The organism is Sediminibacterium sp. FW305-C-61, from assembly GCF_058231065.1.
Map to the genome: position 1 here is coordinate 132,645 of NZ_JBIQXR010000001.1, position 21,175 is coordinate 153,819.

17 protein-coding genes are annotated in these 21,175 nt (G+C 38.4%); 4 read left to right on the forward strand and 13 right to left on the reverse strand.

Annotation, left to right across the window (positions count from 1 at the left end; all coding sequences use genetic code 11):
- Positions 1 to 52 precede the first annotated feature (52 nt).
- The 13 genes from ACH30E_RS00440 to ACH30E_RS00500 form a co-directional block, all read right to left on the reverse strand.
- A complete protein-coding gene (locus ACH30E_RS00440) occupies positions 53 to 1,837 on the reverse strand; it encodes an AMP-dependent synthetase/ligase (RefSeq protein WP_490823160.1) in 1,785 nt (594 codons plus the stop codon).
- 42 nt (positions 1,838 to 1,879) lie between these two features.
- On the reverse strand, positions 1,880 to 2,155 hold the full coding sequence (locus tag ACH30E_RS00445; protein WP_294993361.1) for a 2TM domain-containing protein: 276 nt from the start codon (positions 2,153 to 2,155) through the stop codon (positions 1,880 to 1,882).
- 96 nt (positions 2,156 to 2,251) lie between these two features.
- Positions 2,252 to 3,253 (reverse strand): tetratricopeptide repeat protein, encoded by a 1,002-nt coding sequence (locus ACH30E_RS00450; protein ID WP_490823161.1) that lies wholly within the window; start codon positions 3,251 to 3,253, stop codon positions 2,252 to 2,254.
- 20 nt (positions 3,254 to 3,273) lie between these two features.
- Entirely contained in the window at positions 3,274 to 4,509 is a 1,236-nt protein-coding gene (locus ACH30E_RS00455) for a DUF1015 domain-containing protein (RefSeq protein ID WP_490823162.1), read from the reverse strand.
- Between the two features lie 53 nt (positions 4,510 to 4,562).
- Complete coding sequence (locus ACH30E_RS00460; RefSeq protein ID WP_490823163.1) at positions 4,563 to 5,504, reverse strand: phosphatase PAP2 family protein; 942 nt, start codon at positions 5,502 to 5,504, stop codon at positions 4,563 to 4,565.
- Between the two features lies 1 nt (position 5,505).
- On the reverse strand, positions 5,506 to 6,831 hold the full coding sequence (locus ACH30E_RS00465) for a DUF4833 domain-containing protein (RefSeq protein WP_294993349.1): 1,326 nt from the start codon (positions 6,829 to 6,831) through the stop codon (positions 5,506 to 5,508).
- 32 nt (positions 6,832 to 6,863) lie between these two features.
- Entirely contained in the window at positions 6,864 to 9,416 is a 2,553-nt protein-coding gene (locus ACH30E_RS00470) for a DUF5686 and carboxypeptidase-like regulatory domain-containing protein (protein ID WP_294993346.1), read from the reverse strand.
- Positions 9,417 to 9,425: 9 nt separating this feature from the next.
- A complete protein-coding gene (locus ACH30E_RS00475; RefSeq protein ID WP_294993343.1) occupies positions 9,426 to 9,797 on the reverse strand; it encodes a GtrA family protein in 372 nt (123 codons plus the stop codon).
- Positions 9,798 to 9,800: 3 nt separating this feature from the next.
- The gene (locus ACH30E_RS00480; protein WP_294993340.1) at positions 9,801 to 10,244 is read right to left on the reverse strand and encodes a phosphatidylglycerophosphatase A family protein; all 444 of its coding nucleotides are present in this window, start codon (positions 10,242 to 10,244) and stop codon (positions 9,801 to 9,803) included.
- A gap of 8 nt (positions 10,245 to 10,252) precedes the next feature.
- The gene (locus tag ACH30E_RS00485; RefSeq protein WP_490823164.1) at positions 10,253 to 11,578 is read right to left on the reverse strand and encodes an inositol-3-phosphate synthase; all 1,326 of its coding nucleotides are present in this window, start codon (positions 11,576 to 11,578) and stop codon (positions 10,253 to 10,255) included.
- Between the two features lie 62 nt (positions 11,579 to 11,640).
- Positions 11,641 to 12,237 (reverse strand): TetR/AcrR family transcriptional regulator, encoded by a 597-nt coding sequence (locus tag ACH30E_RS00490; protein WP_490823165.1) that lies wholly within the window; start codon positions 12,235 to 12,237, stop codon positions 11,641 to 11,643.
- A gap of 73 nt (positions 12,238 to 12,310) precedes the next feature.
- Positions 12,311 to 13,381, reverse strand: a complete 1,071-nt coding sequence (serC, locus tag ACH30E_RS00495) for a 3-phosphoserine/phosphohydroxythreonine transaminase (protein ID WP_490823166.1) — start codon at positions 13,379 to 13,381, stop codon at positions 12,311 to 12,313.
- Positions 13,382 to 13,463: 82 nt separating this feature from the next.
- Positions 13,464 to 14,099, reverse strand: a complete 636-nt coding sequence (locus ACH30E_RS00500; protein WP_490823167.1) for a DUF502 domain-containing protein — start codon at positions 14,097 to 14,099, stop codon at positions 13,464 to 13,466.
- 199 nt (positions 14,100 to 14,298) lie between these two features.
- Between ACH30E_RS00500 and ACH30E_RS00505 the strand changes: the two genes are divergently transcribed.
- From ACH30E_RS00505 to ACH30E_RS00520, 4 genes are read left to right on the forward strand one after another with little or no spacing between them, the layout of a single operon-like run.
- The gene (locus ACH30E_RS00505; protein WP_294993325.1) at positions 14,299 to 14,919 is read left to right on the forward strand and encodes a TetR/AcrR family transcriptional regulator; all 621 of its coding nucleotides are present in this window, start codon (positions 14,299 to 14,301) and stop codon (positions 14,917 to 14,919) included.
- Positions 14,916 to 16,262 carry a TolC family protein gene (locus tag ACH30E_RS00510; RefSeq protein WP_294993322.1) on the forward strand — a complete coding sequence of 449 codons (1,347 nt, stop codon included), beginning with the start codon at positions 14,916 to 14,918 and terminating at the stop codon, positions 16,260 to 16,262. The genes ACH30E_RS00505 and ACH30E_RS00510 overlap by 4 nt, the downstream gene beginning before the upstream one ends.
- 20 nt (positions 16,263 to 16,282) lie before the next feature.
- Complete coding sequence (locus tag ACH30E_RS00515; RefSeq protein ID WP_490823168.1) at positions 16,283 to 17,479, forward strand: efflux RND transporter periplasmic adaptor subunit; 1,197 nt, start codon at positions 16,283 to 16,285, stop codon at positions 17,477 to 17,479.
- Between the two features lie 47 nt (positions 17,480 to 17,526).
- Positions 17,527 to 21,126, forward strand: a complete 3,600-nt coding sequence (locus ACH30E_RS00520) for an efflux RND transporter permease subunit (RefSeq protein WP_490823169.1) — start codon at positions 17,527 to 17,529, stop codon at positions 21,124 to 21,126.
- Positions 21,127 to 21,175 lie beyond the last annotated feature (49 nt).

Below are 21,175 nucleotides of genomic sequence, written 5' to 3' on the forward strand. Positions count from 1 at the left end.
ATGACCCCTCTAAATCGGGGATCAATCGCGAAGTTTAAGTCGTAAAAGTATATCAGGAATAGATATGTTCTATAGCAGTTTTGAACTTTTCCATGACTACTTTTCTTTTTAAGCTAAGCTTCGGTGTCATTTCTCCGGTATCTATTGTCCATTCCTGTGGTAGTAATTCAAACTTTTTAATTTGCTCTACATGGTTAAAATTAGCATTATAGCTCTCTACGATTTCCCGGTATAATTCCAAAACACGGGGATGATGTATGGTATCTTCGTTTGTTGTATAATTAATACCCTTTTCTTTCATCCATTCTTTTAGGGTAACAAAGGCTGGAACAATTAATGCACCTACAAATTTTCTTTCAGAACCAACCACCATTACCTGTTCAATAAAGGCACTTTCTTTTAGTTTGTTTTCAATGGGTTGTGGTGCTACATATTTACCACCGCTTGTTTTAAATAATTCTTTTTTGCGGTCGGTAATTTTTAAAAATTTACCGTCTTCGATTACACCAATATCACCTGTATGCAGCCAGCCGTCGATAACTGTTTCGGCTGTAAGATCGGGTCTTTTATAATAGCCTTCCATCACACAGGGGCCTGATACACAAATTTCTCCGTCTTCAGCGAGTTGCAAGGTTACACCATTGATTACCGGACCTACGGTACCAAATTTGGTTAGCCCTTTCGCCTGTCTGTTTACACTAATCACCGGACTGTTTTCTGTTGGTCCATAACCCTCATACACGGGTATTCTTGCAGCATTGAAAATGCGCAACAATTTTACCTGACAAGCGGCTCCACCTGTTACAATAAATGATACATTTCCGCCTAAAGCTTCCCGCCACTTATTGAAAATAAGTTTATTGGCGATTGACAATTGGATATTATACCATAATCCACCGCTTTTTAAGTTATCATATCTTTCACCGAGTGCTACTGCCCAAAAAAACAGTTTGCGTTTGATTCCAGTCAGCTCGTTTCCTTTGAGCATAATCCGTTCAAATACTTTCTCCAGTAGTCGTGGTACAGTGGTAAATCCATCTGGTTTTATTTCACGCAAATTATCTCCAATGGTTTCAAGGCTTTCGGCATAATAAATACTAATACCACTGTATAAATAGATATAGGTAACTGTTTTTTCAAAAATATGGTTTAGCGGCAAGAAGCTTAACACTTTTGAGTCTGGCGCATCATTAAAAGGAAAACTCTCTTTTGAAAACTGAAGGTTTGAATAAATATTTTTATGACTCAACATCACCCCTTTTGGCGTACCTGTTGTTCCTGAGGTATAAATTATTGTAGCAAGATGCGAAACAGGAATTGACGTACTTATTGATTTTACCTTAGCGATTAGCTCGGGATTTGCCAACGCTGTAACTTCTTTCCAATATTTTGCCCCTTCTAATTTCTCAAAAGTATAAATGTCTTTTATAGAAGGTACTTTCTCTTTTACTGCTTTCGCTTTTTCAAGTAATTCAGCGTTGCTTACAAAAAGGTATTGAACATTGGCGTCATTAAGAATAAACTCCAATTCATGTGAACTGGTAGTAGGGTATACAGGAATTAAAATTGCGCCGATTTGCTGAACAGCCAGGTCGGTAAATATCCACTCTGGTCTGTTATTACTGATAATAGCAATTTTATGACTCGATTCGGGTGTCATAGCGCCAGCATTTACACCCAATTGCAATAACCCTGCACTAAACTTATTTACGATATCAGTTACCTGCTCAGTGCTATAAGAAACCCATTCTCCATTTTCTTTGGCTGCAAGCATATCTTTTTTAGGAAAATGCTTTGCCTGGTGTTCAAGACAATCAAAAAGTCGTTTTACAGTCATATGGCAATCTTTCAATAAAGTTCAAAAATCAAACCCTGATAATCATTCCTTCTTTTTCAATCTTTCGTATTCCTCTTCGGCAATATCTGTTACACTACCATTGTATGCATTAAAATATTGGAAGCCCAAAGCTATACCCCAACCCAACATCACCCAAATTGGCCATATATTGCCTTTAAATCCATGCTCCTTCCCATAGGTTAACCACCAAATGGCCCACAAAAAAGCTACAATAACAATATATCCGTAAAGGTTTCTTTTAAAGGAGGCCCGTTTTTTGGCAATTCGCCAAAGTCTTTCATCTTTTTGATTCTCCATGGTAGTTAGTTTATAAGAGTAATTTAAGTAAAAGCAAACAAATAAAAAAGCCCGTATCGCTTGATACAGGCTTCTTTGCCAATTTTGTGCCCCTATTTAGAAATAATACTGCCCGGCAGGCAATTTAAATAACCTTGTTTTTTGGTAAGCCTCAAATGCTGCTGCTTCCTTTGCGTGGGTTTCTTTCCAAATTTTATAGGCATCTGGGTTAACAGATTCGGTAAATAACCATTGGTTATAGGCTTCATACATATTTTCCCGAATAAAATATTGTTGCTGGTCAAAAAGTGCAAAAGGGTAATTTGTATAAGTTTTAAACCAGTCGAGCATCCATTTAGAGCGGATAGATGTGCTTGTTTCTGGTTGAAAACCTGCACTTGTTGAAGGAACTATTTTTTCAATTGTTTGCAACACAGCTTTTTCAAATGTAGTAGAATTGTTTTTCAATAACTGTGACACAACCGTTGGTAAAAACATTTTTTGCCATGCATTCAGCAGTGCCTTTTTTACTTCGGCAGTTCTTTCCGTAAAACTTTCCAGGTTTACAAAGATTTCCCCATAAAGTGCTACTTTCAACCAATTACTAGTTTTTGTATAGTAAATGCAGGCATTATAATAATTGCTACTATAGTTCAAATCTGCTTTAATACCCTTTTCCCATTGTTCAATTGCTTCATTTACTGCATTATCCATTGCCAGCAGCTCTCCATACTCATTATAGATGATGGTACTGTTTGGAAATTTTTTCAAGGCTGATTTATACAAACGTGCTCCTTCTTTATAGGCAGCAATGGCTTTATATGACAACCCTAGTATTTGAAAAACCTGCTCATCGGCATCGGACCTTTCTGCCAAAATTTTACCGACCTGTATCGATTTGCCAAAATCGCGTTTGAGGTAGCAGGCATAGGCAAGGTCCTTCTGGATGGAAATATCACCAGGAGCTTGTTTTGCTGCTGATTCTAATACGGCCACAGCATTTTCAAAGTCGCCCTGCATCAGCATGGATTTGGCGGTTTCCTGAAGTTTTTTTCCAGGTTCCTGTGCCATTAAATTCCAGCTTGAAAGCAAAAAAACAAACAGTATAACAATACGCATAGCCCTCTTTTTAAAATAATTTATTCACCAATCAGGTGGGTAAGCAGACCATCTCTCAACTTTGGCTCAAACCAGGTACTCTTGGGTGGCATTACATTACCACTATCTGAGATGTCAAAAAGTTGTTCAATAGTAACCGGATATAAACTAAAAGCCGCAGCAAAATCGCCACTATTTACTCTTTTCTCTAATTCAGATAACCCTCTGATTCCCCCTACAAATTCAACTCTGGTATCGGTTCTTGGATCTTTTATGTTTAATATTTTATCCAATACATGATTTTGTAAAACGGTTACATCAAGTACACCTATAGGATCATCAGCGTAAGTTCCCGGTTTTGCATTTAATATATACCAGTTACCTTCCAAATACATGCCAAACTCATGCAATGTTGCTGGTTTAACAGCATCGGCACCCTTAAGTTGAACATCAAAATCCTTTTCCAATGCCTTGATGAAATCAGCGGTTGAAAGCCCATTAAGGTCCTTAACAATCCTGTTGTAATCCATTATTTGCAACTGATTGGAAGGAAACAATGTGGTAAGAAAATAATCCGCTTCAGGACCTGCATTGGTTCCTAATGCCTTACGAACTTTTGCTGCAGATGCGGCGCGATGGTGACCATCAGCAATATAGGTATAGGGTATTTGTTCTTGAAAAATCTGGGTAATCTGATCACATACAGTCGTATCATTTACAATCCAGATCGTATGTTGAATATCATCGTCGGCAGTAAAATCATAAACGGGAGACTTAGTTTCTTTCCACTTTGAAATTAATTCATCCATGGATGCGTTACTTCTGTATGCCAGGAAAACATTGCCTGTTTGTGCTCCGGAAATACGGATATGATTTATACGATCCTGCTCTTTTTCCGGACGGGTAAATTCATGTTTACGAATAATATCATTTTCATAATCATCAATACTACTCACACATACAAGTCCTGTTTGCGAGCGTCCGTTCATTATTAATTGATAGATATAGTAACAAGGCTTTGATTCGCGAAACAACACATCACGCTTCATGAATGCATCCAGATTTGCTTTCGCTTGCTCATATACTTCCTGAGCATGAATATCGATACTGTCTGACAAATCTATTTCGCTTTTGGTGATATGCAGAAAAGAACTTGGATTTCCTTGTGCTTCTATTTTAGCTTCTGCACTGTTTAATACATCGTAGGGTCTGCTGGCTACTTGCTTAGCCAACTGTGGTTGCGGACGTAATGCCCGAAAGGGTTTAATAATTGCCATTGCGCAAATATCCGTAAATAATTATAAAAGAAAAGTTATGAAAGCCGGGGGCATTACTTTATATTAAGCGTGTATTTTTCAATTGCCCGTTTAACAAACGATTGTTTTTCAGAAAGCCAGGTAAAAAGTGCTATTCCTGTTATTGCACATAAAATACCAGCTAATACATCCAGCACATAATGATGACTCGTATATACTGCTGAGAACCAAATTCCTACCATAATCATTGCAAAAATGATATTGATCCACTTTAACCGGAATTTCAATCCATAAAATAATACGACTAAAGGATATGCGGAATGCAATGATGGCATTGCCGCAAATACATTTGAACTTTTAGCATATAATGATTGAAATACCTGTACGTTAAAGTATGCATCAAACCTGCCTAAACCTGCAGTATTTCCAGGTGTATTTGCTTGAAAATTAAACCCGAATTCCTGGATATACCATGGCGGTGCGGCAGGATAAACATAGTAAATAATAAAGCCGATGATGTTTACCAATAAGAAAGTAAGTGAAAACTGCAAGAACCATTTTCTGTTTTTAAAGAAAAGGAAAGCAGCAAAACCTAATGGTACCGGCACCCAACTGAGGTAGAAAAAACCAGTTGTTATATCAAGCCATGTTGTGTGATTAGCCAACCAATATTCATTCGGGGTAAGTAATTTACCATGATCATTAATACCGAAAAGGCTTTTCTCCGTTGTATATAAATCTCCAATATGTACCTGTTGATACTGATAATTAGGGAAAGCTTTCATGAAATCGAAAATGATCCAGAAAATAATAAAAATGGAGAACCCTAAAATAAATTTCCTGGTTATTCGAGAGAGATAGTAGCAAATATTAAAAAACAACACCAGTGTCAACTGATCTTGTTTATAACCAATCAACCAATAACTAAGTACTAAATAAGTCAGCGATGCCAGGGTAGTTGCCAGCACATGCCTTACCGAAAAAAAAGACTCATTTAATGTAGACTTACCTGTCATATCAGGGTTTAAATCTTTGCATTACTTCTTTACCAGTTTGTTCGTCTATCCCTTTCATTTCCATATACACTACATTCGGCGACCAGAAAGTACCTCCATCAATCTTGATAAAAATACGTGTAAGCACTGCCTGCTGGTTATTAATGGTAGTATATACCTTGAACTGGTTATCTTTTGGGGAACGCATCAGGTATAGCGGACGTTTTTTATAGGATACAAAATGTATTTTATAGGAATCCTTTCCGACCGCCTGTGATTTTATACCATAGGCAAAAACACGCTGTATATAAGATAGCTCCTTTTTCTGTCCGCCTTCCGGATAACGAATCCAAAATACATGCACAGGATCATCTTCGTCTACTTCACCCTGTTTATTATACCTCAGTTCACAAACAATAGTGTTTGTGTTTGAAGTTCGCTGCAGGTAAAATAATTGTTTACTATTCCCCTTAGGCACCGGGAAGGTATCCTGAGGCTCAATAGCTGTGCGGTGGGTTGGAGCATTTGCACCTGGTGTTTCTCCCTGTGCTTTTGTTTCACTAAGGGGTGCCAGCATAAAAATTGAGGCAATAGCAATGATCAACGCAGGGGCTCCCATTTTTTGGGATGCTTTCACTAGTCCATCTTTTGCATCTAATGCTTTTTTTGAACTACGTAACCTATTAATTGCAGTTATATTGGTTAATACAGCCATTAGTGTAAGTGGAAGAGTAAAGATTGACATGGTTTCAAGCACATGAAACTTTATTCCACTAACATACCATTTCCAGTCGCCGCCAATATATTCACCGGCTATACCACATGCAATTGCAGATACACCTATTAATACAACTCTCTCAGGACGTTGCATTAATCCATCTTTACATTCAATACCCAAACCTTCTGCTCTTGCCCTTGTATAACTGACCATCATTGACCCGATCATGGCAATAAATGCAAATAATGAGCTCAGGAAATAATGATGGGCAATTAAGTAATAACAAATACCAAGGAACATGACCAATTCACTATATCTGTCTAATACTGAATCGAACAGTGCACCGAAAGAGGAACTCATTTTTCCAAGACGGGCTACTTGTCCATCAAGCATATCAAATAAACCAGCAAATAGCACCAATGCACCAGCCCATCCAACATAAGATAAATCGCCTCTGTGGCCTCTTTCACCCCCTTCAATAAATATTATAGCAACACCAATATTTAATACAAACCCAATAAGCGTTACCATATTAGGGGTAAGGCCCAGTTTAATCAACCCCTTAACGAAGGGGTCGATAACAACATAAATGGCTTTTTGAAGTTTAATTCTTAAAGGAACTTTTTCCATGCTTTATTTGATGACGCAAATTAAGTACTAAATCAGAAATCAAATTTAAATCGTGCCCTTACTCCCCATGTACTGATATTTGGATTTTCTTTATAATTAAATCTTCTGATCAGATCTACCCTGAAAAGTTTAAAGATATTACCAACACCCACACTTCCTTCAATATATGGTTTCTTGCTGAGTGAGAATGTAGTTGGAACACCCGCGGCTGTCGGGAACTTAATCAGGTCCGGATTTTTATCGGGATTGTTTTTATCGCTAATGCCTCCATAAATAATCTTCATCGACAGTAACTCTCTTAGTTTCAATTTACGCAATAAAGGAATCCTGTTAAAGATGAGACCATTAAAATGGTGATCTACCAATAAAGTAGCATAACGATCACTTACAAATTCCTGGAAGTTCATCAGGTTATAAGAATTCAGTTGATATGCATAAGTTTGGTTAGCCCTATGCACAGTTAATAACTGATATGGTGCAGTTCCGAAAGTATATCCACCTTCTAATACTACATCGCTATATCCTAACTGAGACATGAATACTCTTTTCTCTGCTCTCAGATTAATGTTCTGGTAATTGTATTCGCTTTTAAATACCCCTTTTACACCCGCCGTAAAACGCAAGGTAAAAATGGGATACTTATTAATGATAGGAATACGGAACACTTTACCCTGATAGAATTGCTCATTTGGTGCCCAGCGCAATTGGGCAGAAAATTCTGAGGTATTAATAGATGGTACATTCACCACATTACCATTCACTATTTTATTATAAATAATAGATCCAGCAGGAGTATGTCGCCAGTTTTTAAAGGCAAGTGTATAGGAAAGTCTGTTCCGGAGTTCATGAACATATTCTAACTTGAATATGTCGTTGTAAATCCATTTATCGTTGTTACCTCTTTTAAATGAAAGGAAGAAATTATCCTCCTGTACAAACTGTAGTTCCTGACCAGGAATCTTTGTATCATGTTGATAGCTGGCCCGGATAAATTTTAACGGGAACGTATAAATTGATTTATTGTTCAAAGAATAGGTAGTTCCAAAAAAGTATTTGAACTTTTCATCTTTGAAGCCATATGCACCATAGGTTTCAAAATAAATACGTTTACTCAGTTTAGGTGTAGTTCGGCCACCGAGTCTTAGTTTAAAACCTTCTATGGGATTAAATCCATAGAATGCAGCGGCTGGACCAATTTCTACCGGCCCTAATGAAGTATACCCTGAAAATAAGAAAGTTGCGATTGCCATGGTTCTTCTGAATGAGGGCATTTTCTCCAGGCTATCAATATTGGAGTAAATTTTCGATTCAGTTCCACTAAGTGTATCATGCCTGTTCTGCTCCCAGAAACTATCAGGGAGTTTATCTACCTTATCAGTTTTTACCAATGAAGGTCCGTCGTATAATGTATCAGGTTTTGCTTCATTGATTTTATAGTTTTTAAAAGAAACCGTCCTTTCTCCAAAGAATCCTCCGCTTGCACCTTTGGTGGCAGCGGCTTCTGCCATTACATTACTTCTGCTTAAATGATAACGTCCATCCGGGTTTTGTTCAAAATCAAGATCGATATGTAATTCCCTAACAAAGTTGAGGTTTACATTCTTACTGAGGAACATATCCAGCCTTTGTACCGCATAGTTACCATCTAATGTGATATACATATTACCACGAAACAGGAGGTCATTGGTATTTCTTGGAGTGAAATACATTTTAATGAGTTTCTTTCCGCTATCATCTGTGATGGTATCACGGATATAGAACATATAAAATGTTGGGGAAAGATCTGCAATCGGACTCAGGAACTGATAGGTGAATAATGGTATATTATCATCATAGATATCTACATCCATGATTAACCTGTTCAGGTATTGGCTTACCCCATCATTATCGATGTATTCACCGTAATTCACCTTTTTTTCGCCCCTTACAATCGACTTTGTTTTTTCCGGTTTTTTACGATAATACTTTTGGGTTAGTTTCTCTTCAAGATAAACAGGTAACAAAGTTTTTCCTTTCAGTTTAACCGTATCCCTGTTTTCAAAAAGAAACTGGTATTTACGAAGCATTCGGTTATTGGCCAGTTTCTCTGGTACACTACTAAGTGAGACTTCCAGTTTTTCGTACTGGTCGTATTCAACATAGTCATACTTTTCCGGTCTGTTCAGGGGTTTATTATCAATCACTCTCCTGATCAGGTCTACTGCCGGATTGTTTTTGTTTCTGTATTTGGCTCTTTTATTGGTTGATACAGTAACGTTATTGATGGACTTAGGATCAACTTCTAATTCGAAATCAATGGTCTGCTCCTTCCCAGGAATAATGGTTTTTGGAACATTCAGGTATCCTACATAAGAAGCAATAATGATATTGATATTACCATTTGAACGGAGTGTAAATTGTCCAAGACTATCCGTAACAGTACCTCTTCCTCCTTTAAATACGACGCTTACATATTGTAATGGTGTTTTGCTTACCGCATCTACCACTTTTCCGGTGATAACAGTTTGAGCCATACCCTGCATAAATCCAAACAGCATCAGTATAACCGGCAACACCCACCTTACAACTGCTCTTTTACTTTTCATTTTTTGTTATTATTTGAACACGAATTTTTTTTGTAACATATAATTATAGGTGAACCCTACAATTAGAGATACGATAATTTTTGAGGTTAGGGGTGCCAGGCCAATATATTCTTTTACTACAAATACGCCTCCTGTAACCAGTAACAAATTACCTGCCCATACCAGCAGGTATTTAAATGCCTGCATGGGAACCCTGCCTTCCCTGGCTTCGAACACCCATACCCTACCCAGTAAAAAATTAGCAATACCCCCAGAGATGGTTCCAGTTATACTTGCAGCCAGGTACCAGCAACTGAATACTGTTGTCAATAAAATGAAAACAGTAAAATCAACAATGGTAGCTGCCAGTGAAGCAGCTTGTGCTTTTACAAAAGTAACCATCAATTAAAAAATATTTAACCACATAATTGTGTGTAATAACAGGTTTGCATATATGCCAGCTATCACATCATCTAACATTACACCCCATCCACCGGGCAGCGATTCTGTTTTTCTGATCAATAATGGCTTTGTTATGTCCAATATTCGAAACAGTACAAATCCTGTTATTATATAAGGTAAGGTTGGTGGAACAAAAAGCAGGCTGATCATCATTCCCGCTGCCTCATCTATCACTACCTTTCCACTGTCTTTACCCCAATCTTTCTCAACAGACTGCGCCGTCCAAATGCCTATCACGGTAACCATTAGCGTAAGTATAATACTTACAATTCCAAATGATTCCGATTCACGGAGCAGGTACCAAGGCACGCAGAAAACTGCCGCAGCAATTGTTCCACCTCCTTTTATATAACCAATACCAAAGAGACTGGCAATTGTTTTATGCATCTTAATCATCATAAAGCCTCTACCAAATCCTGGTAATAATCAAGTCCAAGATGCGTGATCAAATCTTCTCCCATAATATGCCTTAATGTATTCTGCAATTTGATGAGTTGTTTGAAGATATCATGCTCAGGTCTCAACCCAGGTGCTGTTTGTGGCGATTTAAAATAGAAGGATAACCATTCCTGGATACCACTCATATTGGCACGTTTTGCGAGATCCATAAAAATGGCCAGATCTAAAACAATGGGTGCCGCAAGAATAGAATCACGACAAAGGAAGTTTATCTTAATCTGCATAGGATAACCAAGCCATCCGAAAATGTCGATATTATCCCAGCTCTCCTTATTATCACCATGTGGCGGATAATAATTGATGCGCACTTTGTGGTAAAGATCACCATACAATGCAGGATTAATATCAGGTTGGAATATATCTTCCAGTACACTTAGTTTAGATACTTCTTTGGTTTTAAAATTATCCGGATCATCCAATACTAAACCATCTCGGTTACCTAATATATTGGTAGAGAACCAACCCTTAACGCCCAGCGCCCTTGCGTGTAACCCTGGTGCCAGTATGGTTTTCATCAATGTTTGGCCTGTTTTAAAATCCTTTCCTCCGATAGGTGTATTCGTTTCTTTTGAAAGCTCTATCAATGCAGGGATATCACAGGTTAAATTAGGTGCGCCATTTGCATAGGGAACGCCGATTTTAATGGCAGCATAAGCATAGATCATACTTGGTGATATAGCAGGATCATTATTACGCAAGCCTTCTTCAAAGGAAGCAATGGTTTCATGAACAGCAGAAGGTTCTATATATTTTTCTGTTGAACCGCACCATACTATAACAATACGGTCACATCCATTAGCCGATTTAAAGTTTTCAATATCACTGATTACTTCATTGGCAAGATCCCATTTACTGGCAGCTTCTTTAATATGTGTGCCATCCAGGTTTTTGATATAGGATTTATCAAACACCGCTTTCATGGGTTTAATTGATTCCAGTTCGGGTTTGATAGCATTAAGCAATAATGGATCCAGCACTTTTGCATTCATGGCAGCTTCATACACATTATCACTATACACATCCCATCCTCCAAAAACCACATCCGATAATGGTGCCAGGGGTACAAAGTCTTTGATAAGCGGGTAACGGTTCTCTGTTCTCTTACCTAACCTGATATTTCCCATTTGGGTCAATGCTCCGATTGGTTGTGCAATTCCTTTATTTACAGCCATTACACCAGCAATTACGGTGGTTCCGACTGCTCCTAACCCCGGCAGCAGTATGCCTAATTTTCCGCTTGCGGGTTGTATTTGTGTTTTCATGTAATCGTTTTTCTCAATTATTAAAATAGTCCCGTCTGTGACGGGACGTTTCAGAACCAATTTTATTTTTTTAACCCCTTCACCATTATATTAACAATAGAATCGATACGGGTTTCCATTTTGGGGTATTTATTACCCGCAAACAGATCACGCTCTAATCCACGCAATGAGCTCACAATAATTAAAGGAAGGATATCCAATTCTTTTTTTAGGGATGTAGCAAACTCTCCACTCTTTACGCCAAATGCCAGGATATCTGTTACCAGCTTTACTTCCTGTTGGTCATATTCGGTATGCAGGTGTTTCATACAGCGCATATTCTCCTGCATTTCACCCTTAACTACTTTATATAAATTTGATTTTTTTTGAAGTGCCCTGATTTTTGTAATGGTAAACGACCGTAGTTTTTCTTCAGCCGATCTGGCTTTTTCAGTGGCTTCTTTAGCCTCATTAAACACTTCATTCATTTCTTTACTGATTACCGCATCGAAAATTTCTTCTTTGCTGCAGTAATAATAATAAAGTGTGCTTTTCCCTTTTCCCATGGAACGGGCAATATCTTCCATGGTGGTCTTTTTAAGACCAAATTGCTGGAATAGTTTCTGTGCTTCTTTAAGGATGTCGTCTTTAACGATCTCTTCTTTTGCGGACAATATCATTTTTCGACCAAAATCGTTTTTCGGTCCAAAATTAGGAAAAATCCGAATGCCACTTCTACCGCTTATAAAAATATTAGCCTTTTCTTAGGGAAAAGTCTTTCATCAGATCACAGATAGCTTCTACGCTTTCCAATGCCAAAGCATTGTACATACTTACTCTAATGCCCCCCACTGTGCGGTAGCCTTTTACACCAATCATCCCTTCATTTTTGCATACTTCAAGAAATTCAGGTTCTAAATTTGGGTCTGACAGGAAGAATACGGCATTCATCAAGCTTCTGTCTTCTTTCTCCACCGTTGGCTTAAAGATGGGAAGGCTATCGATGGTTTGGTATAATAGGTTTGCTTTTGCTTCATTTCTTTTTTGCATTTCTGCAAGACCGCCTTCTTGTATTATCCATCTCAGGGTTAGCATGCTGACATATACAGCAAAAACAGGCGGGGTATTCATCAGAGAACCAGCAGCAATATGTTTTTGGTAGTCCATGATCGTTGGCACTGTACGCTTTACTTTACCGAGCAGGTCTTTACGAATCACTACCAGGTTTACACCTGCAGCTCCCATGTTTTTTTGAGCGCCGGCATATATCAACCCAAAACGCTTGTAATCAGCTGGTCTGCAAAAAATATCGCTACTCATATCTGCCACTAAGGGAATATTGGTATCAGGAAATTGATGCCACTGAGTTCCTTCAACAGTATTGTTAGTGGTTAAATGCAGGTAAGCCGCATTCGCTGGAATTGCAAAATCTTTCTGTATATAAGTATTGTTCTTGTCTGAACTATCTGCAACAATTTCCACTTTCCCAAAGAGTTTTGCCTCAGTGGCCGCTTTTTTACCCCATATACCATTAATATGATAGGCCGCCGTGGCAGCATCATCCAACAAATTCATCGGCACCTGCATAAACTGGGTAGTGGCACCACCATGAAGGAACAGTACTTCATGGTCATCACCTAAATCCATCAGTTGTTTAACAGAAGAGATTGCTTCATCCATTACAGCCTGAAAATGTTTGGTGCGGTGACCTATTTCCAGAATAGATAAACCAGTACCATTAAAATCATGAATGGCCTGTGATGCCTGCTCCATAACAATTTTAGGCAGTACAGAAGGCCCGGAATTAAAATTATGTATGCTCATTTCGGTTGCTTGAAGCCGCAAGGTAGGAAATAGTCAAGAGACCATAGTCCATGGACCATGGTCTATGGTCTATGTACAATAGCTACTCATGAACATCAGTAACCCCACCCGATACTGCGAATTTCATGGCATCGGCTGCGCTTACATCATTCAAGGGTTTGATACGGTCCTTGGATACGATATAGGTTATACCAGATATGGCATAAGAATGTGGTACATAAACAGTTACATGATCCTCCATACCAAAGTCTGCTGCTGATTGCTGGGTAATGAATCCAACCCTCCAAACATCAGGAGCATCTACATTCACAAGTACAGGTTTATCAAATTTCTTTTTGTTACCCGCAAAAGCTTCCAGAAAATCTTTTACAGAGGAATAAATAAATTTTATACCCGGCGTTTTCTCCAACACCGTATCAAGCAGGGTAACCAGCCTTCCAACAACAAATAAAGAAGATATCCAACCCACCAACAATACCAGTGCTATTACTACAACAAAACCCAGTCCAGGCAAGCTTTTTAGGTTACCAGCCGCATCTTTCTCTAATAAACTCGGAAACAGTGCATGAATAAGATTAGGTAAAATACCATCTATCCAGGTAAAAAGTCCAATTACCACCCATAGCGTAATACCGATTGGAGCCAGTACAATAAGTCCCTGGAAGAAAAATTGCAGCAATTTTTTTCCGTAAATACGGATGATCGTTTTAAAGTTCATTGGGTCTTATTAGAATGTAAAATAACTAAGAATTATACAAATCAACCGTTTTAAACGGTTGGGAAAGGCAAAAAACTAACGATTATAAGCATTTCATTCATCAGATTTTGTGACCGTTTAACACAGATTTAATCCAAAAAAAACATGGAAACTTTGGTTACGTTTAAAGTTTCCATAGTTTTGCGCCCGAATTACGCGTATGGAAACACAAGAAAGAATATTAACCAAAGCACATGAATTATTCATGCGTTATGGCCTGCGCAGTGTGAGTATGGATGAGATTGCCAACCACCTGGGCATGAGCAAAAAAACCATTTACCAGTTTTATGCCGATAAAGATGCACTGGTTGAAGGAGCAATCGGTATTGAAATTGAAAAAAGTAAAACGGATTGCACTTGCTTTCGTGAATCGAGTGAAAATGCGGTCCATGAACTTTTTATGACAATCGACCGCGCACTCGAAATGTTGAAACACATGAACCCTTCCGTGATGTTTGATCTTGAAAAATATCATCCGAAGGCCTATCGTAAATTTCTTGATCATAAAAACAAATTCTTTTATGACCTCATAAAATCGAATCTTGAATGGGGAATTAAAGATGAATTATACAGAGATGATATCAATGTAGAAATACTAACCCGATTCAGACTTGCTACGATATTCCTGATGTTCGACACAGAAAGCTTCCCCCCCTCAAAGTTCACTGCCGCACAGATTATCGCAGAAATAACGGATAATTTTCTTTATGGGATGGCATCAGCCAAAGGACTTAAACTGATTCAAAAATACAAGCAACAAAGACTAAAAAGTAAACTATGAGTAAACGAAGAAAAATACAAAACATGGTTTTACTGTTGGGGCTGGTAATTAGTACAATTACATCTGCTCAAAATGCTACACGCCATGAATTTACCATTCAGCAATGTGTAGATTATGCCTATAAAAACAATGTGCAGGTTAAAAATGCCTTGTTAAATATTCAGGTACAACAGCAAACCAATCGCGACATTACTTCGGCAGCACTGCCTACCGTAAGTGGTACCTTATCTGGTAATGATTACTTACAACTACCAGTATCCTTACTACCAGGTGAATTTTTTGGTAGTGCACCCGGTACTTTTATTCCCGTTCGGTTTGGGGTTAAATACAATGCCTCCGCTACTTTGCAACTCCAGCAGTTGTTATTTGATGGTCAGGTATTTATCGGACTTCAGGCAAGAAAAACGTCTATGGAATTCCAGGCGAAGAACAAAGAAGTAACCGAAGAAATGATCAAGACCAATATTTACAAAATCTATTACCAACTGGTTGTTAGTAAAACCCAGATTGATTTACTCGATGCTAATATCAGCAGGTTAAGCAAACTGGAACACGACACTAAAGAGCTTTACAAAAACGGTTTCGCCGAAAAACTGGATCTGGATAAAATTGCTGTACAGGTGGCTAATCTTGAAACAGAGAAATTAAAAGCACTCAACAGTATTGATCTTGGATACATGGGACTAAAAACCTTACTGGGAATGCCTGTTACTGATAGCCTGGTTTTAGTTGATAAATTAACCGAAGACCAGATAAGCCGTGATTTTACATTGGATACAGCTTATAATTACACAGACAGAAAGGATTTTCAATACCTGAGTCTGGGTAAAAAATTAAATGAATTCAATATTAAGCGTTACCAGTTAAGTTATCTGCCTACCGTTTCTTTATCAGGTTCTTATACCAAAAATGCCCAGCGTAATAAGTTTGATTTTTTTGGTAAAGGCGATTGGTTTACTACATCATTCATCGGATTGAATATCTCCGTTCCCATTTTTGATGGATTCGGAAAAGATGCACGCATCAAAAAAGCCCGTTTCGAATTGAAGCAAACCGAAAACCAGCTCGACAACCTGAAATTAACTATTGATAACGAAGTAGCTCAATCACGTGTGAATTTCAGAACTGCTATTGCTACCATGAATTTCCAAAAGAAAAATATGCAACTGGCAGAAAGCGTGTATAATCAAACAAAGAAGAAATATGAAGTCGGTACCGGATCAAATACGGAGATCACGGCCGCTCAAACCGACCTCGTAACAGCACAAACAAATTATATCAGTGCCCTGTACAGTGCAATTATTGCCAGGGTAGATTACTTAAAAGCAATTGGAAAATTATAATGACCAATAAACCTAACTATATGCAAAAAATATTCTCTATTGCAGTATTGGCTGCTACTGTTACGCTTGCCTCCTGTGGTGCAAGTACTTCGGAAGGTTCCGGAGCAGCAAAAGAACAGAAAGCAAAGCTTGCTGAATTAAAAAAGCAAAAAGAAAAAATTGAAGGTGAAATCAGTGAGCTGGAGGCATTGATTGTAAAGCTTGACCCTTCTTCTGCTAAACCTGAAAATGCAAAACTGGTTGCATTTGCTGCTATTACTCCTGAATCTTTTACCCACTATATAGATTTACAGGGTAAAATCGAATCGGAAAATATCTCTTTCGTAACCCCACGTGGTGGTGGTGGCCAGGTAAAAGCACTTTTTATTAAGCGTGGCGACGAAGTAAAAAAAGGTCAGCTCATTTTAAAACTTGATGACGCTTTACCCCGCCAAAGTTTATTAGCTGCTGAAAAAGGACTCGAAACCTTGAAAACCCAGTTATCTTTTGCAAAAACATTGTACCAGAAACAAAAAAATCTCTGGGATCAGAATATTGGTACTGAAGTACAACTGATTACTGCAAAAAACAATGTTGAAACCCTCGAGAACCAATTGAAAAGTGCAGAGGAGCAAGTTAAAATATCAAAAGAACAATTACAATTCACTTCTGTTTACAGCGATGTAAGTGGCGTAGCAGAAGATGTAAACATTCGTGTTGGTGAACTTTTTGTTGGGTCTGGTCAGATTAAAATTGTGAATACCAGCAACCTTAAGGTAACCACAGAAGTTCCGGAGAATTACCTTGACAGGGTTGGCAAAGGAACCAAACTCCGTATTACTTTACCTGATATCCAAAAAACAGTTGAGTCAAGCGTAGGTGTTTCTGGTAAAATCATTAATCCTATCAGCCGTAGTTTCTTCATAGAAGCAAAAGTGCCTAATAACAAAGATTTTAGACCAAATCAGATTGCAATGGTTCAAATTCAGGATTATGCTGTTAATAATGCAATAGTAGTACCCCTGAATACTTTGCAAAATGATGAGAAAGGTAAATATGTAATGGTTGCATCCAATGAAAAAGGTAAAATGGTTGCCAGAAAGAAAATGGTAATACCAGGTGAATTTTATGGTGATAAACTTGAAATCAAGTCTGGATTACAATCCGGAGACCTTGTGATCATTGATGGCTACCAGAGCTTATACGATGGACAGGTTATAATCAGCAGCACTAAGTAATCAACTTAATGCCTTTTGAAAGATTGAAGATCATTTAAACTAATTGTATGAGTGCATTAGAAAATATAAAAGGTAAGTTCAAAGAATTTGGGCCGACTACCTGGAGTATCAAAAATAAAACATCCATCTACCTGATGATGTTGTTTGTGAGTCTTGCGGGTATATTCCAATTCGTAACCTTACCTAAAGAACAATTTCCGGATATTGTTATCCCTACTATTTATGTTCAGACCATACATGTAGGTAACTCTCCGAAAGACATAGAAAACCTGGTTACCAGACCGATCGAAAAACAGATTAAAGGTATCACAGGTGCGAAAATTAAAAAGTTTACAAGTACATCCCAGCAAGACTTTTCTGCCATCATGGTAGAATTCGATACTGATGTAAAAACAGATATTGCTTTACAGAAAGTAAAGGATGCAGTTGATAAAGCCAAGCAGGATCTGCCTACAGACCTTACACAGGAACCAACCGTTCTTGAAGTAAGTTTTAGTGAGCAGCCGATCATGTATGTAAACCTTAGTGGTGATTATGATTTACCAAGGTTGAAAAAATATGCGGATGATCTGAAAGACAAACTGGAAGATCTTCCTCAAATTAATCGGGTAGACCTCGTTGGTGCACCGGAAAGAGAATTTCAGGTAAATATCGACAACTATCGTATGCAAAGTGCCGGTATTACTTTCGACGACATCAACGCTGCGATACAACGCGAAAACGTTGATATTTCGGGTGGTTTGTTAGAAGTGGGAAATATGAAGCGTAACCTTCAATTGAAAGGTCAACTGAAAACTGCTTTTGATATCCAGCAAATTATTGTTAGAAACACAAACGGTGCCCCAATTTATCTGAAAGATATTGCCCATATTGTTGATACCATCAAAGAGAAAGAAAGCTATGCTCGCTTAGATGGTAAAAATGTGGTAACACTGAATATCATCAAAAGAAGTGGTGAGAACCTGATTGAAACAAGTGATGGAGTAAAGAAGATAGTAGAAGAAGGTAAGAGTGTGATTTATCCCACAGATATGAAAGTGGTGATTACAGGTGACCAGAGTATACAAACTCGTACTTCATTCAACGATCTGGTTAACTCAATCATCATTGGCTTTGTGCTGGTATTGATTGTATTGATGTTCTTTATGGGTGTTGTTAATGCCTTCTTTGTGGCCCTTTCTGTTCCACTGAGTATGTTTGTGGCATTTGTATTTCTACCAGGAGCCGATCTGATTGTTGGCACCCATGTTACCCTGAACTTCATCGTACTATTTGCCCTATTATTCGGATTGGGCATTATCGTGGATGATGCCATTGTGGTGATAGAAAATACACACAGGATATTTATTGAAGGAAAAGGTAAACTTAGCACAGCATTCTCTGCAAGAATTGCTGCTGGTGAGGTATTTATTCCTGTATTAGCAGGTACACTTACTACACTGGCACCGTTTTTCCCGCTACTTTTCTGGCCAGGTATCATTGGTAAATTCATGGTTTACCTCCCCACCATGCTCATCTTTACACTAGCAGCATCACTGGTGGTAGCATTTATCATGAACCCCATATTCGCTGTGGACTTCATGAACCATCCTGAAAGCGATGTGAAAGAAGCGAAAAGTGCGATTTTCAGAAAGAAAGGTTTTTGGATTGCCATTGTTTTAGGTATTCTACTAGACGTTGCAGGCGCTACTTTCTGGGGTAATCTTTTATTATTCTTCATGATACTGGTGGTATTAAACCGTTATATACTGGATGATGCTATTCATAATTTCCAGAACAAGGCTTTACCATGGATCATGAGTCATTACGAAAGCCTTCTTCGTTGGGCATTGAATGGATGGAGACCTGTACATTTATTGTTAGGCACTATTGCTTTATTCTTTATTTCAATGTTCTTATTTGTGGGATCTATTGGCAGTGGTCGTATCCCTGTTACTTTCTTCCCGAAAGGTGATCCTAACCAGATTTTTGTGTACCTCAAATTACCCGTAGGTACGGATGTTGAATACACAGATTCTATCACTAAAATTTTAGAGGGTCGTGTAAATAAAGTGCTTGGTACAGAAAACGGAAAGCATAATCCGATCGTTGAAAGTATCATCAGTAACGTAGCTGTTGGCGCAGGTGATCCTACGGCAGGCGATAGAAGTACAAGAAGTGAGCTGGGAAGAATTCAGGTGTCTTTTGTGGAATTTGAAAAAAGACATGGTGTTTCTACAAGGCCATTCCTTGATCAGATTCGTGCTCAAATGAAAGGAATTCCTGGTGCAGAAATAAGTGTTGATCAGGAAAATGGTGGGCCTCCCACTGATCCTCCAATCAATATTGAAATTGCCAGTGAGGATTTTGATGCCCTTATCAAAGGCGCCAGCTTAATGAAAAACTACCTTGATTCTATTCAGGTGCCCGGAGTTGAAGAACTGAAAATGGATATTGATTTGAAAAATCCGGAGATTACTTTGATAGTTGACAGACAGCGTGCTTTAATTGAAGGTGTTTCTACCGCACAGATTGGCATGGAAATACGTACGGCTTTATTTGGAAGGGAAGTATCTAAAATAAAAGAAGGAAAAGAAGAATATAAAATTCAATTACGCAACAATGAAATGCAACGTAAAAGTTTAACCGATCTGTTAAACATGCGTATTTCATTCCGTGATATGGCTGCTGGTGGTGCGGTTAAGCATATTCCAATCAGTGCGCTGGTAAAGGTAGAACCTACCAGTACATTAGGAAGTGTAAAAAGAAAGAACCAGAAACGACTGATCACCCTACGTTCAAACGTTTTGACAACAGAGGGCTTTAATGCAACTGCCGTAAACCAGGAACTTGCAAAACACATCACTGCTTTTAAAGGTTTACCGGATGGTGTAACTATTAAGCAAACAGGTGAGGGTGAGCAACAGGCTGAAACAGGTGCATTCCTTTTCAAAGCACTACTTATCGCATTGGCTTCTATTCTGTTGATCCTTGTGCTACAATTCAACAGTGTAAGTAAACCAGTCATCATCTTAACTGAAATTATATTCAGTGTGATCGGTGTGTTCATCGGGTTTACCATCACAGGAATGGAAGTATCGGTATTGATGACTGGATTGGGAATTGTTGGTCTTGCAGGTATCGTAGTTAAAAATGGTATCCTCGTAATTGAATTTGCTGATGAGTTGAGAGCAAGGGGTATGAAAACCAGGGAAGCTGTTATTGAAGCAGGTAAAACACGTATCATTCCGGTATTGTTAACCGCTCTTGCTGCTATTCTCGCCTTTATTCCGATTGCTGTTGGTTTCAACATCAACTTTGTTACACTGTTCTCAGAGTTGAATCCAAGAATTTTCTTTGGTGGTGATAACGTTGTATTCTGGAAGCCATTAAGCTGGACCATCATCTTTGGTCTTGCATTCGCTTTCTTTATGACGTTGATTATTGTACCAGCTATGTACCTTATTGCAGAACGTTTACGCAGACCAATGCGCAGAATGTTTGGAGGTAAGTGGATCAGCTTTATGGGTATACCACCTTTGACAATTATCTTCTTGTTCCTGATGGTTGCAGCACTGATCAGAAACAGGATTGCCAGAAAGAAACGTGAGAAAAGATTGAAAAATGTGGCAACGGTTAACCAGGCTTTTACAGGTAGCTGGTTCTAAAGAGTCTTTACAGTTGGTTTTGGTAATAATCCACGCCGCCCCTGCTCTC

Excerpts from the sequence above, each read along its gene's own strand:
- ACH30E_RS00510 (WP_294993322.1), top strand. The coding sequence starts at position 14,916 with ATGAGTAAACGAAGAAAAATACAAAACATGGTTTTACTGTTGGGGCTG.
- ACH30E_RS00490 (WP_490823165.1), bottom strand. The coding sequence starts at position 12,237 with ATGATATTGTCCGCAAAAGAAGAGATCGTTAAAGACGACATCCTTAAA.
- ACH30E_RS00485 (WP_490823164.1), bottom strand. The coding sequence starts at position 11,578 with ATGAAAACACAAATACAACCCGCAAGCGGAAAATTAGGCATACTGCTG.
- ACH30E_RS00505 (WP_294993325.1), top strand. The coding sequence starts at position 14,299 with ATGGAAACACAAGAAAGAATATTAACCAAAGCACATGAATTATTCATG.
- ACH30E_RS00520 (WP_490823169.1), top strand. The coding sequence starts at position 17,527 with ATGAGTGCATTAGAAAATATAAAAGGTAAGTTCAAAGAATTTGGGCCG.
- ACH30E_RS00455 (WP_490823162.1), bottom strand. The coding sequence starts at position 4,509 with ATGGCAATTATTAAACCCTTTCGGGCATTACGTCCGCAACCACAGTTG.
- ACH30E_RS00470 (WP_294993346.1), bottom strand. The coding sequence starts at position 9,416 with ATGAAAAGTAAAAGAGCAGTTGTAAGGTGGGTGTTGCCGGTTATACTG.
- ACH30E_RS00515 (WP_490823168.1), top strand. The coding sequence starts at position 16,283 with ATGCAAAAAATATTCTCTATTGCAGTATTGGCTGCTACTGTTACGCTT.
- serC (WP_490823166.1), bottom strand. The coding sequence starts at position 13,381 with ATGAGCATACATAATTTTAATTCCGGGCCTTCTGTACTGCCTAAAATT.
- ACH30E_RS00445 (WP_294993361.1), bottom strand. The coding sequence starts at position 2,155 with ATGGAGAATCAAAAAGATGAAAGACTTTGGCGAATTGCCAAAAAACGG.
- ACH30E_RS00500 (WP_490823167.1), bottom strand. The coding sequence starts at position 14,099 with ATGAACTTTAAAACGATCATCCGTATTTACGGAAAAAAATTGCTGCAA.
- ACH30E_RS00440 (WP_490823160.1), bottom strand. The coding sequence starts at position 1,837 with ATGACTGTAAAACGACTTTTTGATTGTCTTGAACACCAGGCAAAGCAT.
- ACH30E_RS00480 (WP_294993340.1), bottom strand. The coding sequence starts at position 10,244 with ATGCATAAAACAATTGCCAGTCTCTTTGGTATTGGTTATATAAAAGGA.
- ACH30E_RS00450 (WP_490823161.1), bottom strand. The coding sequence starts at position 3,253 with ATGCGTATTGTTATACTGTTTGTTTTTTTGCTTTCAAGCTGGAATTTA.
- ACH30E_RS00460 (WP_490823163.1), bottom strand. The coding sequence starts at position 5,504 with ATGACAGGTAAGTCTACATTAAATGAGTCTTTTTTTTCGGTAAGGCAT.
- ACH30E_RS00475 (WP_294993343.1), bottom strand. The coding sequence starts at position 9,797 with ATGGTTACTTTTGTAAAAGCACAAGCTGCTTCACTGGCAGCTACCATT.
- ACH30E_RS00465 (WP_294993349.1), bottom strand. The coding sequence starts at position 6,831 with ATGGAAAAAGTTCCTTTAAGAATTAAACTTCAAAAAGCCATTTATGTT.